This window comes from Billgrantia ethanolica (assembly GCF_021404305.1).
Classification (GTDB): Bacteria; Pseudomonadota; Gammaproteobacteria; order Pseudomonadales; family Halomonadaceae; genus Halomonas; species Halomonas ethanolica.
Genome location: NZ_JABFTX010000002.1, coordinates 672532 through 689858 on the forward strand (window position 1 = coordinate 672532; position 17327 = coordinate 689858).

Sequence of the window (17327 nt, forward strand, 5' to 3'; positions counted from 1 at the left end):
CCGCCGATGTTCAGCCGTGACATGACGATTGCCGGTTTCGATGATGCCCTGTTCGATGCGATGCAGAAGGAGGTCGCCCGCCAGGAAGCGCACATCGAGCTGATCGCCTCCGAGAACTACGCCAGCCCGCGCGTTCTCGAAGCCCAGGGCAGCCAGCTGACCAACAAGTACGCGGAAGGCTACCCCGGCAAGCGCTACTACGGCGGCTGCGAGTACGTCGACATCGTCGAGCAACTGGCCATCGACTACGCCAAGCAGCTGTTCGCTGCCAGCTACGCCAACGTTCAGCCCCACTCCGGCTCCCAGGCCAACAGCGCCGTGTTCCAGGCGCTGGTCAAGCCGGGCGATACCGTGCTGGGCATGAGCCTCGATGCCGGCGGTCACCTGACCCACGGTGCCAAGCCGAACTTCTCCGGCAAGCACTACAACGCCGTGCAGTACGGCATCGACGGCAGCGGCCGCATCGATTATGAGGAAGTGGCGCGTCTGGCCCGCGAGCACCAGCCCAAGATGATCATTGCCGGCTTCTCCGCCTACTCCCAGATCATCGACTGGGCCAAGTTCCGCGAGATCGCCGATGAAGTGGGCGCCTACCTGCTGGTCGACATGGCCCACATCGCCGGCCTGGTGGCGGCCGGGGTCTATCCGAGCCCGCTGCCCCATGCCCATGTGGTGACCACCACCACCCACAAGACCCTGCGTGGCCCACGCGGCGGCCTGATTCTTTCTGCCGAAGGCAACGAAGAGATCGAGAAGAAGCTGCAGTCCGCCGTGTTCCCCGGCGGTCAGGGTGGCCCGCTGGAGCACGTCATCGCCGCCAAGGCGGTGTGCTTCAAGGAGGCCATGGAACCTGGCTTCAAGAGCTACCAGCAGCAGGTGGTCAAGAACGCCCAGACCATGGCCGGCGTGTTCATCGAGCGCGGCTACGACATCGTTTCCGGCGGCACCGAGGATCACCTGTTCCTGCTCTCGCTGATCAAGCAGGGCCTGACCGGCAAGGACGCGGATGCCGCCCTAGGCCGCGCCCACATCACCGTCAACAAGAACGCCGTGCCCGGCGATCCGCAGAGCCCGTTCGTCACCTCCGGTCTGCGCATCGGCACCCCGGCCGTGACCACCCGCGGCTTCGGTGAAGACGAATGCCGCGAGCTGGCCGGCTGGATCTGCGACATCCTCGACGTCATGGCCAAGGGTGAGGATACCGCCGCCATCGAAGGCGAGGTGAAAGGCAAGGTCGAGGCCGTCTGCGCGCGCTTCCCGGTCTATCGCTGAGCGCTTTTTTCTTCCTTGGTGCCAGCACTAGTGACAGCAATGCCTCGCGCCTGTGGCGCGGGGCATTGTATGAGTGCCTCAGCAGACTCGCCGTTACTCCACGATCAGGCTGCTTGAAATACCGTCGAAGTCACTGACTATGCCTGCCAGCATGACCAGGTTGGCATAGTTTCCTTCGGCTGCATTGGTGGAGCTGGTGGCAACGGCAACGGTGGTGTCAGTGCCGTCATTGGTAACCTGAACCCAGTCGGCGATATCGTCGACTCCGGCATCGAAGCCGAAATCACTGAGCAATTCACCAATGTGTAATACGTTACTGCCATTCGACCAGTCAAGGATGGTGTCGAAGTGCTCGTCGGTAGTGCCTGCCATGTCGCCGGCGAGCCATTTGAAGGTGTCGCTTCCATCACCCCCGGAGAGGATGTCGGCGCCGGAGCCACCGATCAGCACATCGCTACCTGCACCCCCGAAGAGCTGATCGTCTCCCTCGCCACCGAATAGGGTGTCATTGCCTCGGCCACCAAAGAGTGCATCATCTCCGCTGGTGCCAAACAGGGTGAGGTCGTCCTCCGCCAGCAAGTTGAGCGTATCACCGCCTCGAAAACCGAAGATGATATCGTCGCCTGTTCTTGGGTCCTCCTCGGTACCGCTTCCGCCGAGGTTGGTGCCGCTTACCTCATCACCGCTGTTTCCCGGTGGGGCAGTATGAAAAGTGAAGGTTTCGTAGAATTCGTTTCCTGCACTATCAGTGACCTTTAGGGTTAGATCGAAGCTGCCATCACCTTCCTTGATTTCCTTGCCATCTTGAAGCTTGAGAATATTGTCATCCACGATCACGAATCGGTCTGTGGGATCGGCGACGATCTCGAAGACGTGTGTATCGTCCTGATCCGGATCTGCCGCCGTCAGGGTGCCGATAATGGTGCCAGAGCCGGTAGTGGTATTGGCTGGGGCGTCCTGAGGGCCGGAAGTGGCCCCCTGGACGGCGCTAGCCAACTCTGGACTGATCGAGATGCGAATATCGGTTGGCGCTTGATTCTCGGCCTCGCCGCCGGGGACGGAGTAGCTATCGAAGAACCAGCGTTCCTGAGTGGCCTTGCCCTTGCTCCACTCGAAGGAATCCTTCTCGCCGCTGAATAGCGCTGCCAGGTCGAAGCTGCCGCCATTATCGAAGGTCAGGTAGGGCGCGCCGTCGGTGCTGTTCTGGTTGAGCTCTACCTTGTAGTTACCCTGCAGAAAGGCATCGAGCTGCTCGCCCTCCAGTTGGGTCTCGAGCCAGGCTGAGACGCCTGGATCACCGAGGACGACGCTGCTGAGCCACGCCGTGTACTCCTTGGAAAAGACATTCTGGCTATCCGGAGTGCCACCGAGGTATTGGGTGAAGGATGTCATCGTACGAACCCTCAATGCCTGATTATGGTTCTAATTGGAACAGGCATGCCCAGCCGGGCGTTATGCCTGCTTCCCCGCCTTGTGTTACGTACTACTCAAGGCGCCCGGTTCAGGCGGCCCGGCTGTCTCAACAGGTGAGACCCGTGGCTTTCCGTCCCTGCATCGCTACAGGTTTGGCGGTACTGATGGCGCTAAGCACAGTCTCTGAAGAGAAGTAATACCGACAGACGACAGGCTTAAGCTGAATTCTTGCCTGAAAGTAAAATTTTGCAATAGTTTTTTGTTGTTTTGTTCTTGGTTGTTGGGATGAGAAGGAATGAGAGGGGCTGGTGGCGCTTGATCAATTTACTAAGTCATTGGCTTAAAAAGATAAACTTCGTGCTACCGTATTTTAAACGGAATGTATCTCTTCGTAAGCGAGTCCGTCGCCAGTGCCAGATCCGCAGGTGATCCACGATGGGCAGGAAACAGGATGCTACGGACCTTGGGCATGCGCTGCATGCCTGCCGGGCTGCCTTCGTTTCGGTGGGGTTGTTCAGCTTGTTCATCAACCTGCTGATGCTGGTGCCGGCCATCTACATGCTGCAGGTCTACGATCGCGTTCTCGTCACGATGAGCGGAGAGACACTGCTGATGCTTACCATGGTGGTCGTGTTCCTGTTCCTCGTCATGAGTCTGCTGGAACTGGTGCGTCATCGCATCCTGGTGCGCATGGGCAACCGCTTCGATCTAGGCCTCAGTGGCCGACTTTTCCAAGCCATGTTCGGCGGTAGTCTGCTCATGGGCAGTCGGCAATCCGCCCAGCCGCTCACCGATCTCTCCACGCTACGGCAGTTCCTCTCCGGCAACGGGCTGTTGGTCTTCTTCGATGCGCCTTGGGTGCCGATCTACCTGGCGGTGCTCTTTCTCTTTCATCCCTGGCTCGGGCTGTTCGCTACCGCCGCCGGCATGCTGCTGGTGGTGCTTACCCTGATCGGCGAGAAGATCACCCAGCCGCTGTTGAGCGATGCCGCCGCCGAGCAGATCAAGGCCAACGAACTGGTGGAGGCCAATCTGCGCAACGCCGAGGCGTTTCATGCCATGGGCATGCAAGCGGGGATTCGGGCTCGCTGGTTGCAGCGGCACCAGGGCTATCTGGGTGGGCAGTCGTTGGCCTGTGACCGGGGTGAGGCGCTGGCCAGCAGTGCACGCGTGCTGCGATTGCTGGCGCAATCCTTGATTCTGGGGCTCGGCGCCTGGCTGGTGCTCAGGGCGGAGCTGACGGCGGGCATGATGATCGCCGGCTCCATCGTCATGGGGCGGGCGCTGGCACCCATCGACCGCATGATCGGTAGCTGGCGGGGCTTCGTCTCCGCCCGTGGGGCCTATCGCCGCCTCGAAGAGCTGCTGCAGCGGGTGCCGCAAGAGCCTGAGCGCATGGCTCTGCCTCGGCCCAGGGGAGAACTTCGCCTCGAAAGCGTTTCGGCCTGTGTGCCGGGCGGGCGACAGCCGGTGTTGCACAACGTGAGCTTCGAACTGGCTGCCGGTGAGCATCTTGGCATCATAGGTCCCAGTGCCGCCGGCAAGTCTTCGCTGATCAGAGTCATGCTGGGTATCTGGCCGGTGGCGAGCGGCACGGTGCGTCTCGACGGCGCCGACATCGCCGCCTGGAAACGTGACCTGCTAGGGCCTTTTATCGGCTATTTGCCCCAGGACATCGAACTCTGCGACGGCACCGTCGCCGAGAACATCGCACGCTTCGGCAAGGTCGACTCGCAGCGGGTCGTGGCGGCGGCGCGCAAGGCGGGGGTACACGAGATGATCCTCGCCTTGCCCGAAGGCTACGACACCGTCATCGCTTCCGGCAGCGGGCTTTCCGGTGGTCAGCGTCAGCGCATTGCCCTGGCACGAGCCCTGTATGGCGATCCCGTGGTGGTGATGCTGGACGAGCCGAACGCCAATCTCGATGACCGCGGCGAGCAGGCCCTGAGCGAGGCCATGCAGACGCTGAAACGGGAGGGGGTGACGCTATGTGTCATCAGCCATCGCATCAGCGTGCTGAAGGACATGGACCGGCTACTGCTGCTGCGCGACGGTGAAGTGCAGCGCTTCGGTCTGCGTGAGGAGGTCATGGCGGGCCTGGCCATCAAGCCGGTTCCCGCGGCCTCGGCGGAGGCGCGTCCACTCGCGGCAAGGGCGATGGGAAGGCCCGTAGGAGGCGGTAATGAACATTGCGCATGATCCCAGGGAGTCGCCTGGGCACAGAGACGGCGAGACGCTATCGGAGCTGGCGTCGAGCCAGGTTCCCCTGGATGAGCGTCGCTACCACGGCTTCGGTCTATTGGTACTGCTGCTGGGCCTGGGCGGCTTCGTTGGCTGGGCATCCTTCGCGGATCTCGCCGTGTCGGTCGTCGCTCCCGGTCACGTGGCGGTCGAGTCCTTCCGCCGTTCGGTGCAGCATCTGGAGGGGGGAATCGTCAGGGAGATTCTGGTGGCGGATGGCGATCTGGTCGTGGCAGGTCAGCCTCTGGTCGTGATTGACGACATCCAGGCCCGCAGCCAACTGCAGATCCTGCGCTCCCACTACCTTGCCCACCGGGCCACGGAGCTAAGGCTACTGGCCGAACAGCAGGGCAGCGATGTGCTGGTCATGCCCGAGGAGCTGGCACAAGGCGACTTGCCACGAGCCCAGGAGGTCATGGCCTTGCAGCAGGCTCTGTTCGTCGCCAGACGCCAGTCTCACCTCGGCTCGCTGCAGGCCCTGGATGAGCAGGTGGTACAGCTGCGCCGCCAGGTAGAGGGGTTGGAGGAGCTGGTGCGCCTGGGGGAGCGTCATCTTGCGTCGCTGCGCGCCGAGGAGCAGGATCTGCGGCGGCTATTCGACAGGGGGCTGGTCAATAACCTCAGGCTGCGGGAAATCGAACGCGACCTCTTGCAGATCGAGGGCGAAGTTGCCGCCCGACGTGCCGAGATCGGCCGTCTCGGCTCACTGCTGAGCGAGAACCGCCTGCAGCGTGAGATTCGCGTCCAGGAGTTCCATAAGGAGATCGCCGAGCAGCTGCGGGACGCCCAGGCGCGGGGGGCAGAGGCGGAAGAGCGCATGATCACACTCTCGGATCAGCTGCTGCGTACCGTGATCAAGGCGCCGGTGGATGGCACTGTGGTGGAACGTCGGGTGCATTCGGTTGGTGACGTGGTGCGCCCCGGGGAGTCGCTGCTGGATCTGGTACCGGCGGGAGACGGTTTTCTCGTCGAGGCGCGCGTAGCGGGACGAGACATCGACCGGCTCTATCCTGGTCAGATGGCCGAGATACGTTTTTCCGCCTTCAACCAACGGCGCACCCATACCAGTCCGGCCGAGATCGTCTATGTCAGTGCGGACAGCCAGCATGATGAAGTGACCGGAGCCAGGTACTATCGCGTGCGCTTGCGGGTCTCGGATGGCGAACGGCAGGCCCTTGATGGCCACATGCAGCTGCTGGCGGGAATGCCGGCAGAGGTCATGATCCACACCGGCGAGCGCACCTTGGCCAGCTACCTGCTCAAGCCCCTCTCCGACATGTTCGCCAGAGCGGCGCGGGAGGAGTGACCCTGCCGGGCGTGATGTCGTCAGGCAATGAACGCATCGTCGTCGAGCAAAAAGTCGTTGTACCAGATCTCCTTGGCTTCCTGGTTGCGCGCGAAGAGAAAGAACATGCCGTCGGTAGAGGCGCCCACGGCATGCACCGGGGTCTGGGGGTCGCTCATGTTCTCTCCCTCGCGGCTGCTGGTCATGATCTTCGTTCCCGGACCCGAAGCATCGAAGCTCAGTTCCGCGGCCGAGGACGCCTTGAAGTAAATGTCGCCATAGGGCTGGTTGGTGTTCTCCTGATAGAAGATGAAGATCCGTTCGCTATCCTCATCGTAGGCCAGCGTCGGACGGCTGCCGTTGTGGGAGGCGGCATGGACCAGCACCGGCGCTTCCCATTCGCCCGGCAAGCCCTTGATCGCCCAGATGGCGTTCTTGTCGTCCTTGACGGTCATGACGATGCTGCTGCCGTCCCACAGCACGGCAAGGTGGTTGTCCAGCACGATGGCGTCGGTGATCGTCTCGATCACCCAGCCGGTGGCGTAGCCAGCGGGGGAGGCGGGCGTGGCTTGATAGGCGAATTTCCACAGACCCGTGGCATCGTCGCCATAGACGAGACCCACATGGTCGATGCCGTTGAGCGTGAAGGCGACGAAGTCGACCTTGTTGTCGCCGTTGCTGCCGGCGGCGGTGCTGGGACCGTTGTCGATGGTCACCGTGGCCCAGCTGGCAAGACTGGAGGACGTGGGGTAGGCGAGTTTGAGGCCTGCCGGCCCACCCGATGCCGAAGGGCCGATCATGGCCACCACCGGTATGCCATTCTGATCCAGCCCGAGCGCCATTTCCGTGTTCCGCTCCCACTCAGCTCCTGCCAGCTTGCCGCCGGGTCCCGCCAGTTGCACATCCTGCGCGATGGTGAACGTTTGCTGCTGCTCGTCGTAGCTCATCTGATAGAGCCTGGGCCTCGTCTCGCTGGGGCCGAAGTTGAGCACGTAGAGCGTGTCGCTGTCGTCGTGCCAGGCGATATCGGCGCGACGACCGCTGGTGAGCAGGGTCGGACTGGCAATGCTCCAGCCACCCTGGGTGCCGGGCTCGGGCAGGGTGCCGTCGAAACGGTAGACGTGCCAGCCGCTCTGCTCGGGAAGCACGGCCCACCATGTACCGTCGTGGAAGAAGCTCTTGTTGGCGTTGTTATGCTCGAAGTTGCGGCGGTCGCTGGTGCCGAAAGCCGTAGCGATATAGCTGGTCTCAAGCGGCAGGGGCGGGGGGACATCGTGGGTGACGGAGACGATGACCGTAGCGGCTGCGCTCTGCAGGCTGCCGTCTGAGGCACTGTAAGTGAAGCTGTCGCTACCGATGAAGCCCGCGTTCGGCGAGTAGGTCATGGTGCCTGTCGGATTGAGCGTCACGGTGCCGTGGGTGGGCTGGGTGAAGCTGGCCACCGACAGCGGGTCGCCGTCCGGATCGCTGTCGTTGGCCAGCACGGCGATCTCCACGGCCACGCCCGCGGTGGTCGTGGCGCTGTCGTCGTTGGCCACCGGCGGGCGGTTCACCGGCGGCTCCCCGCCGCCATCGAGACGGTACTCGACGATCAGCTTGGGCGGTACGCTGCCTTCTGCCGAGGCGAAATCCCAGCCGTCGGGGCCCAGCGGCAGAAAGGCCCAGCCATAGTTGGGCTGGCCGTCGGCCCAGGCTTGCAGGCTCGCCGTCACGTCCAACTGGGTGGTGCCCACCGGCACGAAGCCGGTGACGAGGTCATACTGCAGAGCGGCCTCCTGCCCGTCGGCCTGAATGCCGTTGCTCAGACTGTTCCAGGTATCGCTGTCGTTCCAGGGCATCACCATGCGGTGCAGGCGGGCGCCGTCGCCCTTGCCGGTGGTGTTGAGCTCCAGGGTGGCCGAGAGGATGGTGGCGCCGAGCGGAATCTGCCCGGCTTCGCTGCCGAAGATGTGTTCGAAGCGCAGTAGCGTCTGGACTTCGCCGCGCTTGTCCACGCTGTCGACGGTGAGCGACTTGGAGGTCGCTCGGCTGGTGTCGGGCGATGCCTGATGCAGAAAGGTGTCCACCACTCCGTTGTATCCGCCCACGCCGTGCTGGAAGTGAAGGCTGCTTGTGGCGGGCGGTGGCGGCTCGGCTGCGCTGACGGCGACATGAACCGTGGCGGGCTCGCTGGCCAAGGCCCCATCCCAGGCGCTGTAGGTGAAGATATCGTCACCGACGAAGCCGGGCACCGGTGAATAGGTCAGCGTCCCGTTCGGGTTGAGCGTGACGGTGCCGTTCGCCGGCTGAGTGAAGCCGGCGACCGTCAGCGGGTCGCCGTCCGGGTCGCTGTCGTTGGCCAGCACGGCGATCTCCACGGCCACGCCCGCGATGGTCGTGGCGCTGTCGTCGTTGGCCACCGGCGGGCGGTTCACCGGCGGCTCCCCGCCGCCATCGAGACGGTACTCGACGATCAGCTTGGGCGGTATGCCGCCTTCCGCCGAGGTGAAACTCCAGCCGTCGGGACCCAGCGGCAGAAAAGCCCAGCCGTAGTTGGGCTGGCCGTTGGCCCATGCCTGCAGGCTTGCCGTCACGTCCAGTTGGGTAATTCCGGCCGGCACGAAGCCGGTGATGAGATCGTACTGCAATGCGGCTTCCTGCCCGTCGGCCTGGATGCCGTTACCCAGGCTGTTCCAGGTATCGCTGTCGTTCCAGGGCATCACCATGCGATGCAGGATCGCGCCGTCGCCCTTGCTGGTCGTGTTGAGCTCCAGCGTGGCCGAGAGAATGGTAGCGCCGAGGGGGATCTGCCAGAGTTCGTTGCCGAATAGGTGCTCGAAGCGTAGCAGTGCGTGGACTTCACCTCTCTTGTCCACGCTATCGACGACCAGGGACTTCGACGTTGCCCGACCGGTGTCGGGAAACGACTCGTGCAGATAGGTGTCAACGACGCCGGCATAGCCATCGAGGCCGTGCTGGAACTGAACGACTCTCGGCTCATCCGAATCGCCTAATGCTGCTTGTCCGGATAGCGCTTGCTCTTCCGGTTGTACCGAACTGTTCATGGCAGCTTCCCCCCGAAGCCATATGCGCGCCCCGTTTCAGAAGCTTAGAGAGCTAGTTGCGAAAAGGACCACCTCAAAGATTCGATGCGGCGATACCTAGAAAACCCATTTGTGCTCCAGCGCCAGAAATGCCTTGAGGTCAAGTGGCATGCCGTTCGTGGTACCTGACCGGTGCCGGTATTTCGGTTCGGCCATCGGGCTCGCCTTCCATTATGCTGAAAGCAACGAGGAAACCTGGCGGACCATGTGCTTATGTCGACGTTGACGTTTCAAGGGGCAGTCGGTGAAGTCACCGGCTCCCGTTATCTCATCGAGGTGGAGGGAGTGGATCGCCCTTACCGAGTGTTGCTGGAATGCGGCTTACACCAGGGGGGGAAGGGAGCCGATGAAGCCAACGCCAGACCTTTCGGCACCTTGGCCAAGCAGCTCGATGCGGTGGTCATCTCCCATGGCCACCTGGATCATGCAGGACTATTGCCCAAACTGGTGCGGGAGGGCTACAGCGGCCCGATTCACTGCACCCGCGGTACCCGGGATCTGCTCGAGATCATGCTCGAGGACGCGGCCTTCATTCAGGTCAAGGACGTAGAATGGGAGAACAAGTGGCGCAAGCGTCACGACAAGCCTTTGGTCGAGCCACTGTACGAGATGGCAGACGTGGAGCGCACATTGAAGCTGTGCAAGGCCCACGGCTACGGCCAGCCCGTCAAGCTTCCCGGGGACGTGACACTGGTATTCCGCGATGCCGGCCATATCCTCGGTTCGGCAATCGTCGAACTGGCGGTACCGTCCGGCGGGCAGACGAAGCGGATCGTCTTTTCCGGCGACCTGGGCAACCCGAGCTCGGTACTGATGAAGGAGCCGGAAAAGCTCTTCGAAGCCGACGTGGTGCTGATGGAGAGCACCTACGGTGATCGTGATCATCGTCCGCTGGACGAGACCTTGGATGAGTTTGCCCAGGTGCTGGAGGAAGCGCACGCCAGCGGTGGCAACGTGCTGATTCCCGCCTTCGCTGTAGGCCGCACCCAGGAGATCCTTTATCACCTGAGCGTGCTCTATCACGAAGGAAGGCTGTCACAGCAGATGGTCTTTCTCGACAGTCCCATGGCGATCAAGGTCACCGAGCTTTATCACCGTGCTCGCAAGAGCCTGGACGCCGAAGACCTGAAAGTTCTCAACATTGCCGCCAGCGGCGATACCGGCCGCTACCTGCCGATACTGCGCATGACGCGCACGGTGGAAGAGTCCATGGCGATCAATCGCATCCACGGCGGGGCGATCATCATTGCCGGGGCGGGCATGTGCACCGGTGGACGTATCGTCCACCACTTCCGCTACAACCTCGAAAAACCCAATACCCGCCTGGTGATCGTCGGTTTCCAGGCGGCCGGCACGCTGGGCCGTCAGCTCGTCGACGGCGCCGAGAAGGTGCGCGTGCTCGGCCAGGAGCTGGCGGTGAAGGCGAAGGTGCACACCATTGGCGGTTTCTCCGCCCATGCCGGGCAGAGCCAATTGATCGGCTGGGCCGGTGCTTTCCGCGACAAGCCGCGCTTTTACTTGGTGCATGGCGAACCGGAAACCCAGCAGGTACTCAAGCGGGTCCTGGCGGAAAGCGACATCGAGGTGGAGGTGCCGGGCTACGGCGACCGCATCGAGCTCTAGCCTGCCTCTCCACTCCACCCACTGTAACGCTCCGCGGGCCGCTTTTTGCGGCCCTTTTTGCGCCCGGAGGTACATGCTCCTGCTGTGGGGCTGCGACAACTTGATGCAGGTCAATGTTCGATAGGGTTTCTTCTTTGCACCGGGGTGCTGGGCTATTCTTGCTATTGGGTTTTGTTATTAGCTTAGATCGTTATGTTATTTTCTATCTCGAGTTTCTGATCTCCAACCTCAAGGTGAAACCATGAAGAGTAACGTAGGCGGTATCGACAAAATTCTGCGGATCGTGGTCGGAGCGGTATTGATCGGTCTGGCCATCACCGGCGTCATCGGCGCCTGGGGCTGGATCGGGGTGCTGCCGCTGGCTACTGGGTTGATCAACTTCTGCCCGGCCTACAGCCTGCTGGGCATCAATACCTGCAAGCTGAATAAATAACGCCCAGCCACTGCAGGCGCGAAGCGAGGCCCAACGCCATGGCGTTGGGCCTCTCGCGTCTCGGGGTGCACACATATCAGGGTGGTGTCCGTTTATTCCAAAAAGATCTATTCTTAGAACTTGTTTTTGGCTATGCTGTCTCCATCTTGGCAGGCAGCGACAGTGAACGGAGGTTTTGACATGTCCCAGCCCACCACGGCTCGTCCCATCGTGACCCATTTCTTCGACGAGCCCACCAACACCTTCAGCTACGTGGTGCAGGATCCTGACAGCAGGTCCTGTGCGATCCTCGATTCGGTGCTCGACTTCGACTACGCCGCCGGGCGCACCGACACCCGCTCGGCGGACGAGATCATTGCCTTCATCCGGCGTGAGGGGCTGACCGTAGAGTGGATCCTCGAGACCCACGTTCACGCCGACCACCTCTCAGCGGCGCCCTATCTCCATGAAAAGCTGGGCGGCAAGACCGGTATCGGCGCCAGGATCACCGTGGTGCAGGAGGTCTTCGGCAAGGCCTTCAATGCGGGTACCGAGTTCGCCCGCGACGGCAGTCAGTTCGACCGCCTCTTTGAAGAAGGCGACACCTTCAACATTGGCAACCTGGAAGGTGGTGTGCTGCATACGCCGGGCCATACGCCGGCCTGCCTGACCTACGTCGTCGGTGATGCCGCCTTCGTTGGCGACACCCTGTTCATGCCCGACTACGGCACCGCCCGTTGCGACTTCCCAGGCGGCGATGCCCGCACCCTCTTTCAATCGATCCAGAAGGTGCTGGCGCTACCGGGCGAAACCCGGCTCTTCCTATGCCATGACTACAAGGCGCCGGAGCGTGAGGAGTACCAGCACGAGACCACCGTGGCCGAGCAACGCGCCCATAACGTCCACGTGCACGAGGGCGTCAGCGAGGAGGAGTTCGTCAAGATGCGTACCGAGCGCGACTCGACCCTCGACATGCCGCGTCTGATCCTGCCGTCGGTACAGGTCAACATGCGCGCTGGCCACATGCCGCCGCCCGAGGAGAACGGCCAGGTTTACCTCAAGGTGCCGATCAACAAGTTCTGAGGCGCGCTCCGTGAATCCCAAGCGCTATATTCCTATCCTGCAATGGCTGCCCGGCTACGGTCGTGCGACCTTGTCCAGCGACCTGTTGGCGGCGGTCATCGTGACCATCATGCTGATACCGCAGTCGCTGGCTTACGCCATGTTGGCCGGACTGCCGGCGGAGGTGGGGCTCTATGCCAGCATCGCTCCGCTGGTGATCTACGCTCTCTTCGGCACCAGCCGCACCCTGGCGGTGGGGCCGGTGGCGGTGGTGTCGCTGATGACGGCAGCGGCGGTGGGGCAGGTGGCTCCCCAAGGAACACCGGAGTATCTCGGTGCGGCGCTGGTCCTGGCACTGATGTCAGGGCTCATCCTGACCCTGATGGGCGTGGCCAGGCTGGGCTTTCTGGCCAATTTCCTGAGCCACCCGGTGATCTCGGGCTTTATCACCGCCTCGGGGCTGATCATCGCCACCAGTCAGCTCAAGCACGTACTGGGGGTGGAAGCCAGTGGACACAACCTGATCGACCAGTTGGCCAGCCTGGCCGCCGGTCTTGGCAGGGCGCATCTGGCCACCCTGGCCCTTGGGCTCTCCGTGCTGGCGTTCCTCTATGCCGCCAGGCGTTGGCTCAAGCCGCTCCTCGAGCGTGCAGGCGTGCCGTCGCGGCCGGCTGACATGCTGACCAAGGCGGCACCGATCCTGGCTGTAGCAGCGACGACCCTGGTGACCTGGGGACTCGGGCTGGACGCCAAGGGCGTCGCCGTGGTGGGTGAAGTGCCGGCGGGCCTGCCGCCGCTGACCCTGCCCGGCTTCGACAGTGGGTTGTGGAGCCAGCTATTCGTGGCGGCGCTGTTGATCAGCATCATCGGCTTCGTCGAGTCGGTGTCGGTGGGCCAGACCCTTGCCGCAAGGCGACGGCAGCGCATCGACCCCGATCAGGAGCTGATCGGGCTGGGAACGTCGAACATCGCCGCTTCCTTCACCGGTGGCATGCCTGTCACTGGAGGGTTCGCCCGTTCGGTGGTGAACTTCGATGCCGGCGCCCAGACGCCTGCGGCAGGCGCTTTCACGGCGTTGGGCATTGCCGGAGCGGCGCTGCTGTTGACTCCGCTGATCGCCTATCTGCCCATTGCCACCCTGGCGGCCACCATCATCGTGGCGGTGCTGTCGCTGGTCGACGTTGCTGCCATTCGCAGGACCTGGGCTTACTCCCGCTGCGATGCCATGGCCATGTTCGTCACCATCGGCGTGACCCTCGCCGTCGGAGTGGAGACGGGCATTCTGGCCGGCGTCGGGCTGTCGCTCGCACTGCATCTCTACTATACGAGCCGCCCTCACAGTGCCGTGGTGGGCCGCGTTCCGGGTACCGAGCACTTCCGCAACGTGGAGCGACACCAGGTCGAAACCGATCCGGAACTGGCCATCCTGCGGGTCGACGAGAGCCTCTATTTCGCCAACTCGCGCTACCTCGAGGATACCGTCATGGCGCTGGCAGCACGTCATCCTGGTCTGCGCCATATCGTGCTGGCCTGCCAGGCAGTGAACGTCATCGACGCCTCGGCACTGGAAAGTCTCGAGGTGATCAATGCCCGCCTGCGCGATGCACAGGTCAAGCTGCATCTGGCGGAGGTCAAAGGGCCGGTAATGGATCGATTGCAGCATACCCGTTTCTGTCGCGAACTGACTGGGCAGGTGTATCTGAGCACCTACGACGCCTGGCGCTCTCTGCGCGGTGAGACTGCTGGACAGGGGCGCTCCTGCGGGGCCGGTGAGCCGGTCGGTGCAGGGCAACTCAAGCCATTGATCAACGACTGACACACGAAGGAGCAAGAGATGGATTGGACGGCAGGCCTGCAGGGGCTGGCAGGGGGTGTGCTGATCGGCCTATCGGCCGTATGGCTGATGGCGACGCTGGGCCGCATCGCCGGCATCAGCGGTATCGTCGGTAGCCTGGTGACGACGCTGCCGAAGGGCGATAGCGCCTGGCGCGTGGCCTTCGTGCTGGGGCTGATCAGTGGCCCGCTGCTGCTCATGCTGTTGGGCGGTGGGCTGGGCAATGTGGCCGGTGCGCCGGGAGAAGTGGTCGGCCCGCCCGCTGGCGGGGTGGGGCTGATGCTGGTGGCGGGGCTGCTGGTGGGCGTGGGCACCGGTCTGGGTAGCGGCTGCACCAGCGGTCACGGCGTGTGCGGCCTGGCACGGCTGTCGCCGCGCTCGCTGGTGGCCACCCTGACCTTCCTGCTCTGCGCCATCATGACCGTCTATGTCGTACGGCATCTGCTCGGAGGTGGCGCATGAAAACCGTCATGGGTTATATCGCCGGCCTGCTGTTCGGCTTGGGCCTGGCACTTGCCGGCATGACCGACCCCGCCCGCGTGCTCGGTTTCCTCGACATCTTCGGTGCCTGGGATCCCACGCTGATGTTCGTGCTGGGTGGCGCCGTGGTGACGACGTTCATCGGCTACCGTCTGGTATTCCGCCGGGAGCGGCCGATGTTCGGCGAGACTTTCCAGTTGCCCACCCGCCGGGATCTGGATGCACGACTGATCGGCGGCGCCGCCCTGTTCGGCATCGGCTGGGGGCTCTCCGGCTACTGTCCCGGACCGGCAATCGCCTCCATTGCCGGGCTCAGTGCGCCGCTGTTCGCCATGCTCGTGGCCATGGTGGCGGGCTGGTTCCTGGCCCGGGCGATGCCCGCCCGGGGTTGACCGACGGTGCGGCCCCACGCCTGGTCGGCGAGGGGACCACACGCTCGTCGAAGCGACTCAGGGGGCCTCGCCGCCCATCATCTCGTGCAGCCTCGTCGCGTCCGGCATGCCGTCCACCCGCTGCAGCCGGCCGTCATGACGATAGACCGTGGTCGGGGTGGCGTAGAGGCCGAGCTCGTCGAAGAGCTGGTTGTTGCGGTAAACCTGATCCTCGATGTGGCGGGGCTGGGCCGAGGGGGCCACGCTGTCGCCACCGCTGTGATCGTGCAGGGCGGCTTCGGGATCCTCGGCACCCAGCAGGGCGGAGGCCTTGGCTGGGCTGTCCGGCTGCAGGATACCTACCATGATGTGGCGCAGTTGCACCTCGCCGGCCTCGATCCAGGGGCGTGCCTGCTCCCAGAACTGGCGGCAATAGGGGCAGTTGGGATCGGTGAAGGTGTAGAGCACGCGGGGAGCGTCGGCCTGGCCGTCCTGAATCCAGTGGCTCTGTTCCAGCTGCTGCCAGACCTGCTCCTCCTGAGGGGCTCTCACCAGCTCGTCCAGCGGCACCTCGGAGAGGTCGTTGCCCTCGGCATCGATCATGGTGCCGACGATGGCATGTTGGCCGTCGGCCGTGACGTAGACCGTCATCTCGCGACCCTGATGGCTAGCGGCGTAACCGACCAGCCCGCCGGGCGCCTCGAATTCGCCGTGAATCTCGAGTCCTTCCTCGACCAGGGCCTGAACCGGGCCCGGCCATTCGTCGGCCTGCGCCGCCGAAACGGCAGCGAGAGGGGCCAGGGCGGCCATGAGCAGCGTGAAGCGAAGAACCATGTGGGGTTTCCTTGATTGAAATTGCCTTCCAGGGAGCGTCATCCCAGCGATGGACTCCCACGGCGAGCGCAGGTTCAGCTTGCCGATGCAGGCCGAACGTGTCGGGTTGACGCATCCTGTCTCATGACGCACGACATCGTAGTAAGCTTTTCGCCTGTTTCCCTGGCTCATGCCAACCATACAACAAGGAGTTTCATCATGGTGCTGGTCCGCTCACTCCTGCTCACTGCGGGGCTTTCGCTGGTGGCATCGACGGCGCTCGCCGAGCCGTTGCTCGTCGAAGAGGCTCAGGTACGCGCCGTGCCGCCTGGCTCGCAGACCTCGGCGGCCTTCATGACGCTACGCAATCCGGGGGAGCAGGACGTGACCCTGGTCGATGCAGACTCGCCCGCAGCCGAGGTCATAGAACTGCACAACCACGAAGACGTCGATGGTGTGATGCAGATGCGCAAGATTTCCGAAATCGTTGTGCCTGCCGGTGAGTCGGTCGCGCTGGCGCCCGGCGGCCTGCACATGATGCTGATCGGGCTGACCGCTCCGCTGGAGGAGGGGCAGCCCGTCGAGATCGAGCTGCGCTTCGATTCAGGCAAGTCCCAGCAGGTCACGGCGCCCGTCAAGCGCGTCGAGGTGAGTGCCGAGGGGCACCACGGCCACGCCGATGCTCACGACCACGGACATGCTCACGACCACGGGCATGGCCAGGATCATGGTCATGGCGAAGGGCACCGTCACTGATGCCGAAGCGAGCGCCCGGCATGCCAGCTTGACCTGTGTGCTGGGCGATCAGCGGGGGAGTGGGTACAATATCGGGTCAATTGGCTCACATTTGTGACTCACGCGCGACCTCGTGTCGCCCCGCTTCACGTTCGGATCGATACCATGCATTGCCCTTTCTGTGGCGCCCATGATACCCGCGTGACCGACTCCCGCCTGGTGGCGGACGGTGATCAGGTGCGCCGTCGCCGCCAGTGCACCGACTGTGGTGAGCGTTTCACCACCTATGAAACCGCCGAGCTGGTCATGCCCCGGGTGGTGAAATCCGACGGTTCCCGCGAGACCTTCGACGAGCACAAGCTGCGCGCCGGCATGCTGCGGGCGCTGGAGAAGCGTCCCGTCAGCGCCGAGGCCATCGAGGCCGCCGTCGAGCGCATTCGCCATCGGCTGAGAGCGAGCGGCGAGCGTGAAATCCAGGCTCGCGACATCGGCGAGGCCGTGATGCAGGCGCTCAAGCGCCTCGATCAGGTCGCCTACATTCGTTTCGCCTCGGTCTATCGCCGCTTCCAGGATATCGACGAGTTCCGCGCCGAGATCGATCGGCTGGCCCAGGAGCCGGGGTTTCCGCCGGGTACCGCCGAAGAATAGGCTTTATCTCCAAGCTGCCCGCCGCCGAGCATAGCCAACCTGCCCAGTTGAACGA

The 17327-nt window shown here is 63.4% G+C and carries 14 protein-coding genes and 1 riboswitch; of the genes, 11 read left to right on the forward strand and 3 right to left on the reverse strand.

Annotated elements, in window-relative coordinates:
* Positions 1–6: 6 nt before the first annotated feature.
* Positions 7–1272 carry a serine hydroxymethyltransferase gene (gene glyA / locus HOP53_RS11895; protein WP_234270433.1) on the forward strand — a complete coding sequence of 422 codons (1266 nt, stop codon included), beginning with the start codon at positions 7–9 and terminating at the stop codon, positions 1270–1272.
* Positions 1273–1365: 93 nt separating this feature from the next.
* On the opposite strand, the gene HOP53_RS11900 is transcribed toward glyA, so the two are convergent.
* Positions 1366–2664, reverse strand: coding sequence for a calcium-binding protein (locus HOP53_RS11900; RefSeq protein ID WP_234270444.1), 1299 nt, complete (start codon positions 2662–2664; stop codon positions 1366–1368).
* Positions 2665–2773: 109 nt separating this feature from the next.
* Positions 2774–2852, reverse strand: a riboswitch (cyclic di-GMP riboswitch).
* Between the two features lie 268 nt (positions 2853–3120).
* Between HOP53_RS11900 and HOP53_RS11905 the strand changes: the two genes are divergently transcribed.
* Together HOP53_RS11905 and HOP53_RS11910 are read left to right on the forward strand one after the other, a co-directional pair.
* Positions 3121–4884, forward strand: coding sequence for a type I secretion system permease/ATPase (locus HOP53_RS11905; protein WP_234270238.1), 1764 nt, complete (start codon positions 3121–3123; stop codon positions 4882–4884).
* Entirely contained in the window at positions 4868–6232 is a 1365-nt protein-coding gene (locus HOP53_RS11910) for an HlyD family type I secretion periplasmic adaptor subunit (RefSeq protein ID WP_234270239.1), read from the forward strand. The genes HOP53_RS11905 and HOP53_RS11910 overlap by 17 nt, the downstream gene beginning before the upstream one ends.
* 20 nt (positions 6233–6252) lie before the next feature.
* On the opposite strand, the gene HOP53_RS11915 is transcribed toward HOP53_RS11910, so the two are convergent.
* Positions 6253–9255 carry an Ig-like domain-containing protein gene (locus HOP53_RS11915; RefSeq protein WP_234270240.1) on the reverse strand — a complete coding sequence of 1001 codons (3003 nt, stop codon included), beginning with the start codon at positions 9253–9255 and terminating at the stop codon, positions 6253–6255.
* Positions 9256–9507: 252 nt separating this feature from the next.
* Between HOP53_RS11915 and HOP53_RS11920 the strand changes: the two genes are divergently transcribed.
* The 6 genes from HOP53_RS11920 to HOP53_RS11945 all read left to right on the forward strand — a co-directional run bounded on the left by HOP53_RS11920 (position 9508) and on the right by HOP53_RS11945 (position 15097).
* A complete protein-coding gene (locus HOP53_RS11920; RefSeq protein ID WP_234270241.1) occupies positions 9508–10917 on the forward strand; it encodes an MBL fold metallo-hydrolase RNA specificity domain-containing protein in 1410 nt (469 codons plus the stop codon).
* Positions 10918–11158: 241 nt separating this feature from the next.
* Positions 11159–11350, forward strand: a complete 192-nt coding sequence (locus tag HOP53_RS11925; RefSeq protein WP_234270242.1) for a YgaP family membrane protein — start codon at positions 11159–11161, stop codon at positions 11348–11350.
* 180 nt (positions 11351–11530) lie between these two features.
* Positions 11531–12412 (forward strand): MBL fold metallo-hydrolase, encoded by an 882-nt coding sequence (locus HOP53_RS11930; protein ID WP_234270243.1) that lies wholly within the window; start codon positions 11531–11533, stop codon positions 12410–12412.
* Between the two features lie 10 nt (positions 12413–12422).
* Positions 12423–14207: a SulP family inorganic anion transporter gene (locus tag HOP53_RS11935; protein ID WP_234270244.1), complete on the forward strand. Its 1785-nt coding sequence runs from the start codon at positions 12423–12425 to the stop codon at positions 14205–14207.
* A gap of 18 nt (positions 14208–14225) precedes the next feature.
* Positions 14226–14687, forward strand: a complete 462-nt coding sequence (locus tag HOP53_RS11940) for a YeeE/YedE family protein (protein ID WP_234270245.1) — start codon at positions 14226–14228, stop codon at positions 14685–14687.
* Positions 14684–15097 carry a DUF6691 family protein gene (locus tag HOP53_RS11945; protein WP_234270246.1) on the forward strand — a complete coding sequence of 138 codons (414 nt, stop codon included), beginning with the start codon at positions 14684–14686 and terminating at the stop codon, positions 15095–15097. The genes HOP53_RS11940 and HOP53_RS11945 overlap by 4 nt, the downstream gene beginning before the upstream one ends.
* 57 nt (positions 15098–15154) lie before the next feature.
* Here the strand turns inward: HOP53_RS11945 and dsbG are convergent, their stop codons facing one another.
* Positions 15155–15910, reverse strand: coding sequence for a thiol:disulfide interchange protein DsbG (dsbG, locus tag HOP53_RS11950; protein ID WP_103968300.1), 756 nt, complete (start codon positions 15908–15910; stop codon positions 15155–15157).
* 198 nt (positions 15911–16108) lie between these two features.
* On the opposite strand from dsbG, the gene HOP53_RS11955 reads away from it, so the two are divergent.
* Complete coding sequence (locus HOP53_RS11955; RefSeq protein ID WP_234270247.1) at positions 16109–16645, forward strand: copper chaperone PCu(A)C; 537 nt, start codon at positions 16109–16111, stop codon at positions 16643–16645.
* Positions 16646–16789: 144 nt separating this feature from the next.
* Positions 16790–17272 carry a transcriptional regulator NrdR gene (gene nrdR / locus HOP53_RS11960; RefSeq protein WP_010627169.1) on the forward strand — a complete coding sequence of 161 codons (483 nt, stop codon included), beginning with the start codon at positions 16790–16792 and terminating at the stop codon, positions 17270–17272.
* Positions 17273–17327: the final 55 nt, after the last annotated feature.

Excerpts from the sequence above, each read along its gene's own strand:
- dsbG (WP_103968300.1), bottom strand. The coding sequence starts at position 15,910 with ATGGTTCTTCGCTTCACGCTGCTCATGGCCGCCCTGGCCCCTCTCGCT.
- HOP53_RS11930 (WP_234270243.1), top strand. The coding sequence starts at position 11,531 with ATGTCCCAGCCCACCACGGCTCGTCCCATCGTGACCCATTTCTTCGAC.
- HOP53_RS11920 (WP_234270241.1), top strand. The coding sequence starts at position 9,508 with ATGTCGACGTTGACGTTTCAAGGGGCAGTCGGTGAAGTCACCGGCTCC.
- HOP53_RS11940 (WP_234270245.1), top strand. The coding sequence starts at position 14,226 with ATGGATTGGACGGCAGGCCTGCAGGGGCTGGCAGGGGGTGTGCTGATC.
- nrdR (WP_010627169.1), top strand. The coding sequence starts at position 16,790 with ATGCATTGCCCTTTCTGTGGCGCCCATGATACCCGCGTGACCGACTCC.
- HOP53_RS11905 (WP_234270238.1), top strand. The coding sequence starts at position 3,121 with ATGGGCAGGAAACAGGATGCTACGGACCTTGGGCATGCGCTGCATGCC.
- HOP53_RS11900 (WP_234270444.1), bottom strand. The coding sequence starts at position 2,664 with ATGACATCCTTCACCCAATACCTCGGTGGCACTCCGGATAGCCAGAAT.
- HOP53_RS11910 (WP_234270239.1), top strand. The coding sequence starts at position 4,868 with ATGAACATTGCGCATGATCCCAGGGAGTCGCCTGGGCACAGAGACGGC.
- HOP53_RS11925 (WP_234270242.1), top strand. The coding sequence starts at position 11,159 with ATGAAGAGTAACGTAGGCGGTATCGACAAAATTCTGCGGATCGTGGTC.
- HOP53_RS11945 (WP_234270246.1), top strand. The coding sequence starts at position 14,684 with ATGAAAACCGTCATGGGTTATATCGCCGGCCTGCTGTTCGGCTTGGGC.
- glyA (WP_234270433.1), top strand. The coding sequence starts at position 7 with ATGTTCAGCCGTGACATGACGATTGCCGGTTTCGATGATGCCCTGTTC.
- HOP53_RS11955 (WP_234270247.1), top strand. The coding sequence starts at position 16,109 with ATGGTGCTGGTCCGCTCACTCCTGCTCACTGCGGGGCTTTCGCTGGTG.
- HOP53_RS11915 (WP_234270240.1), bottom strand. The coding sequence starts at position 9,255 with ATGAACAGTTCGGTACAACCGGAAGAGCAAGCGCTATCCGGACAAGCA.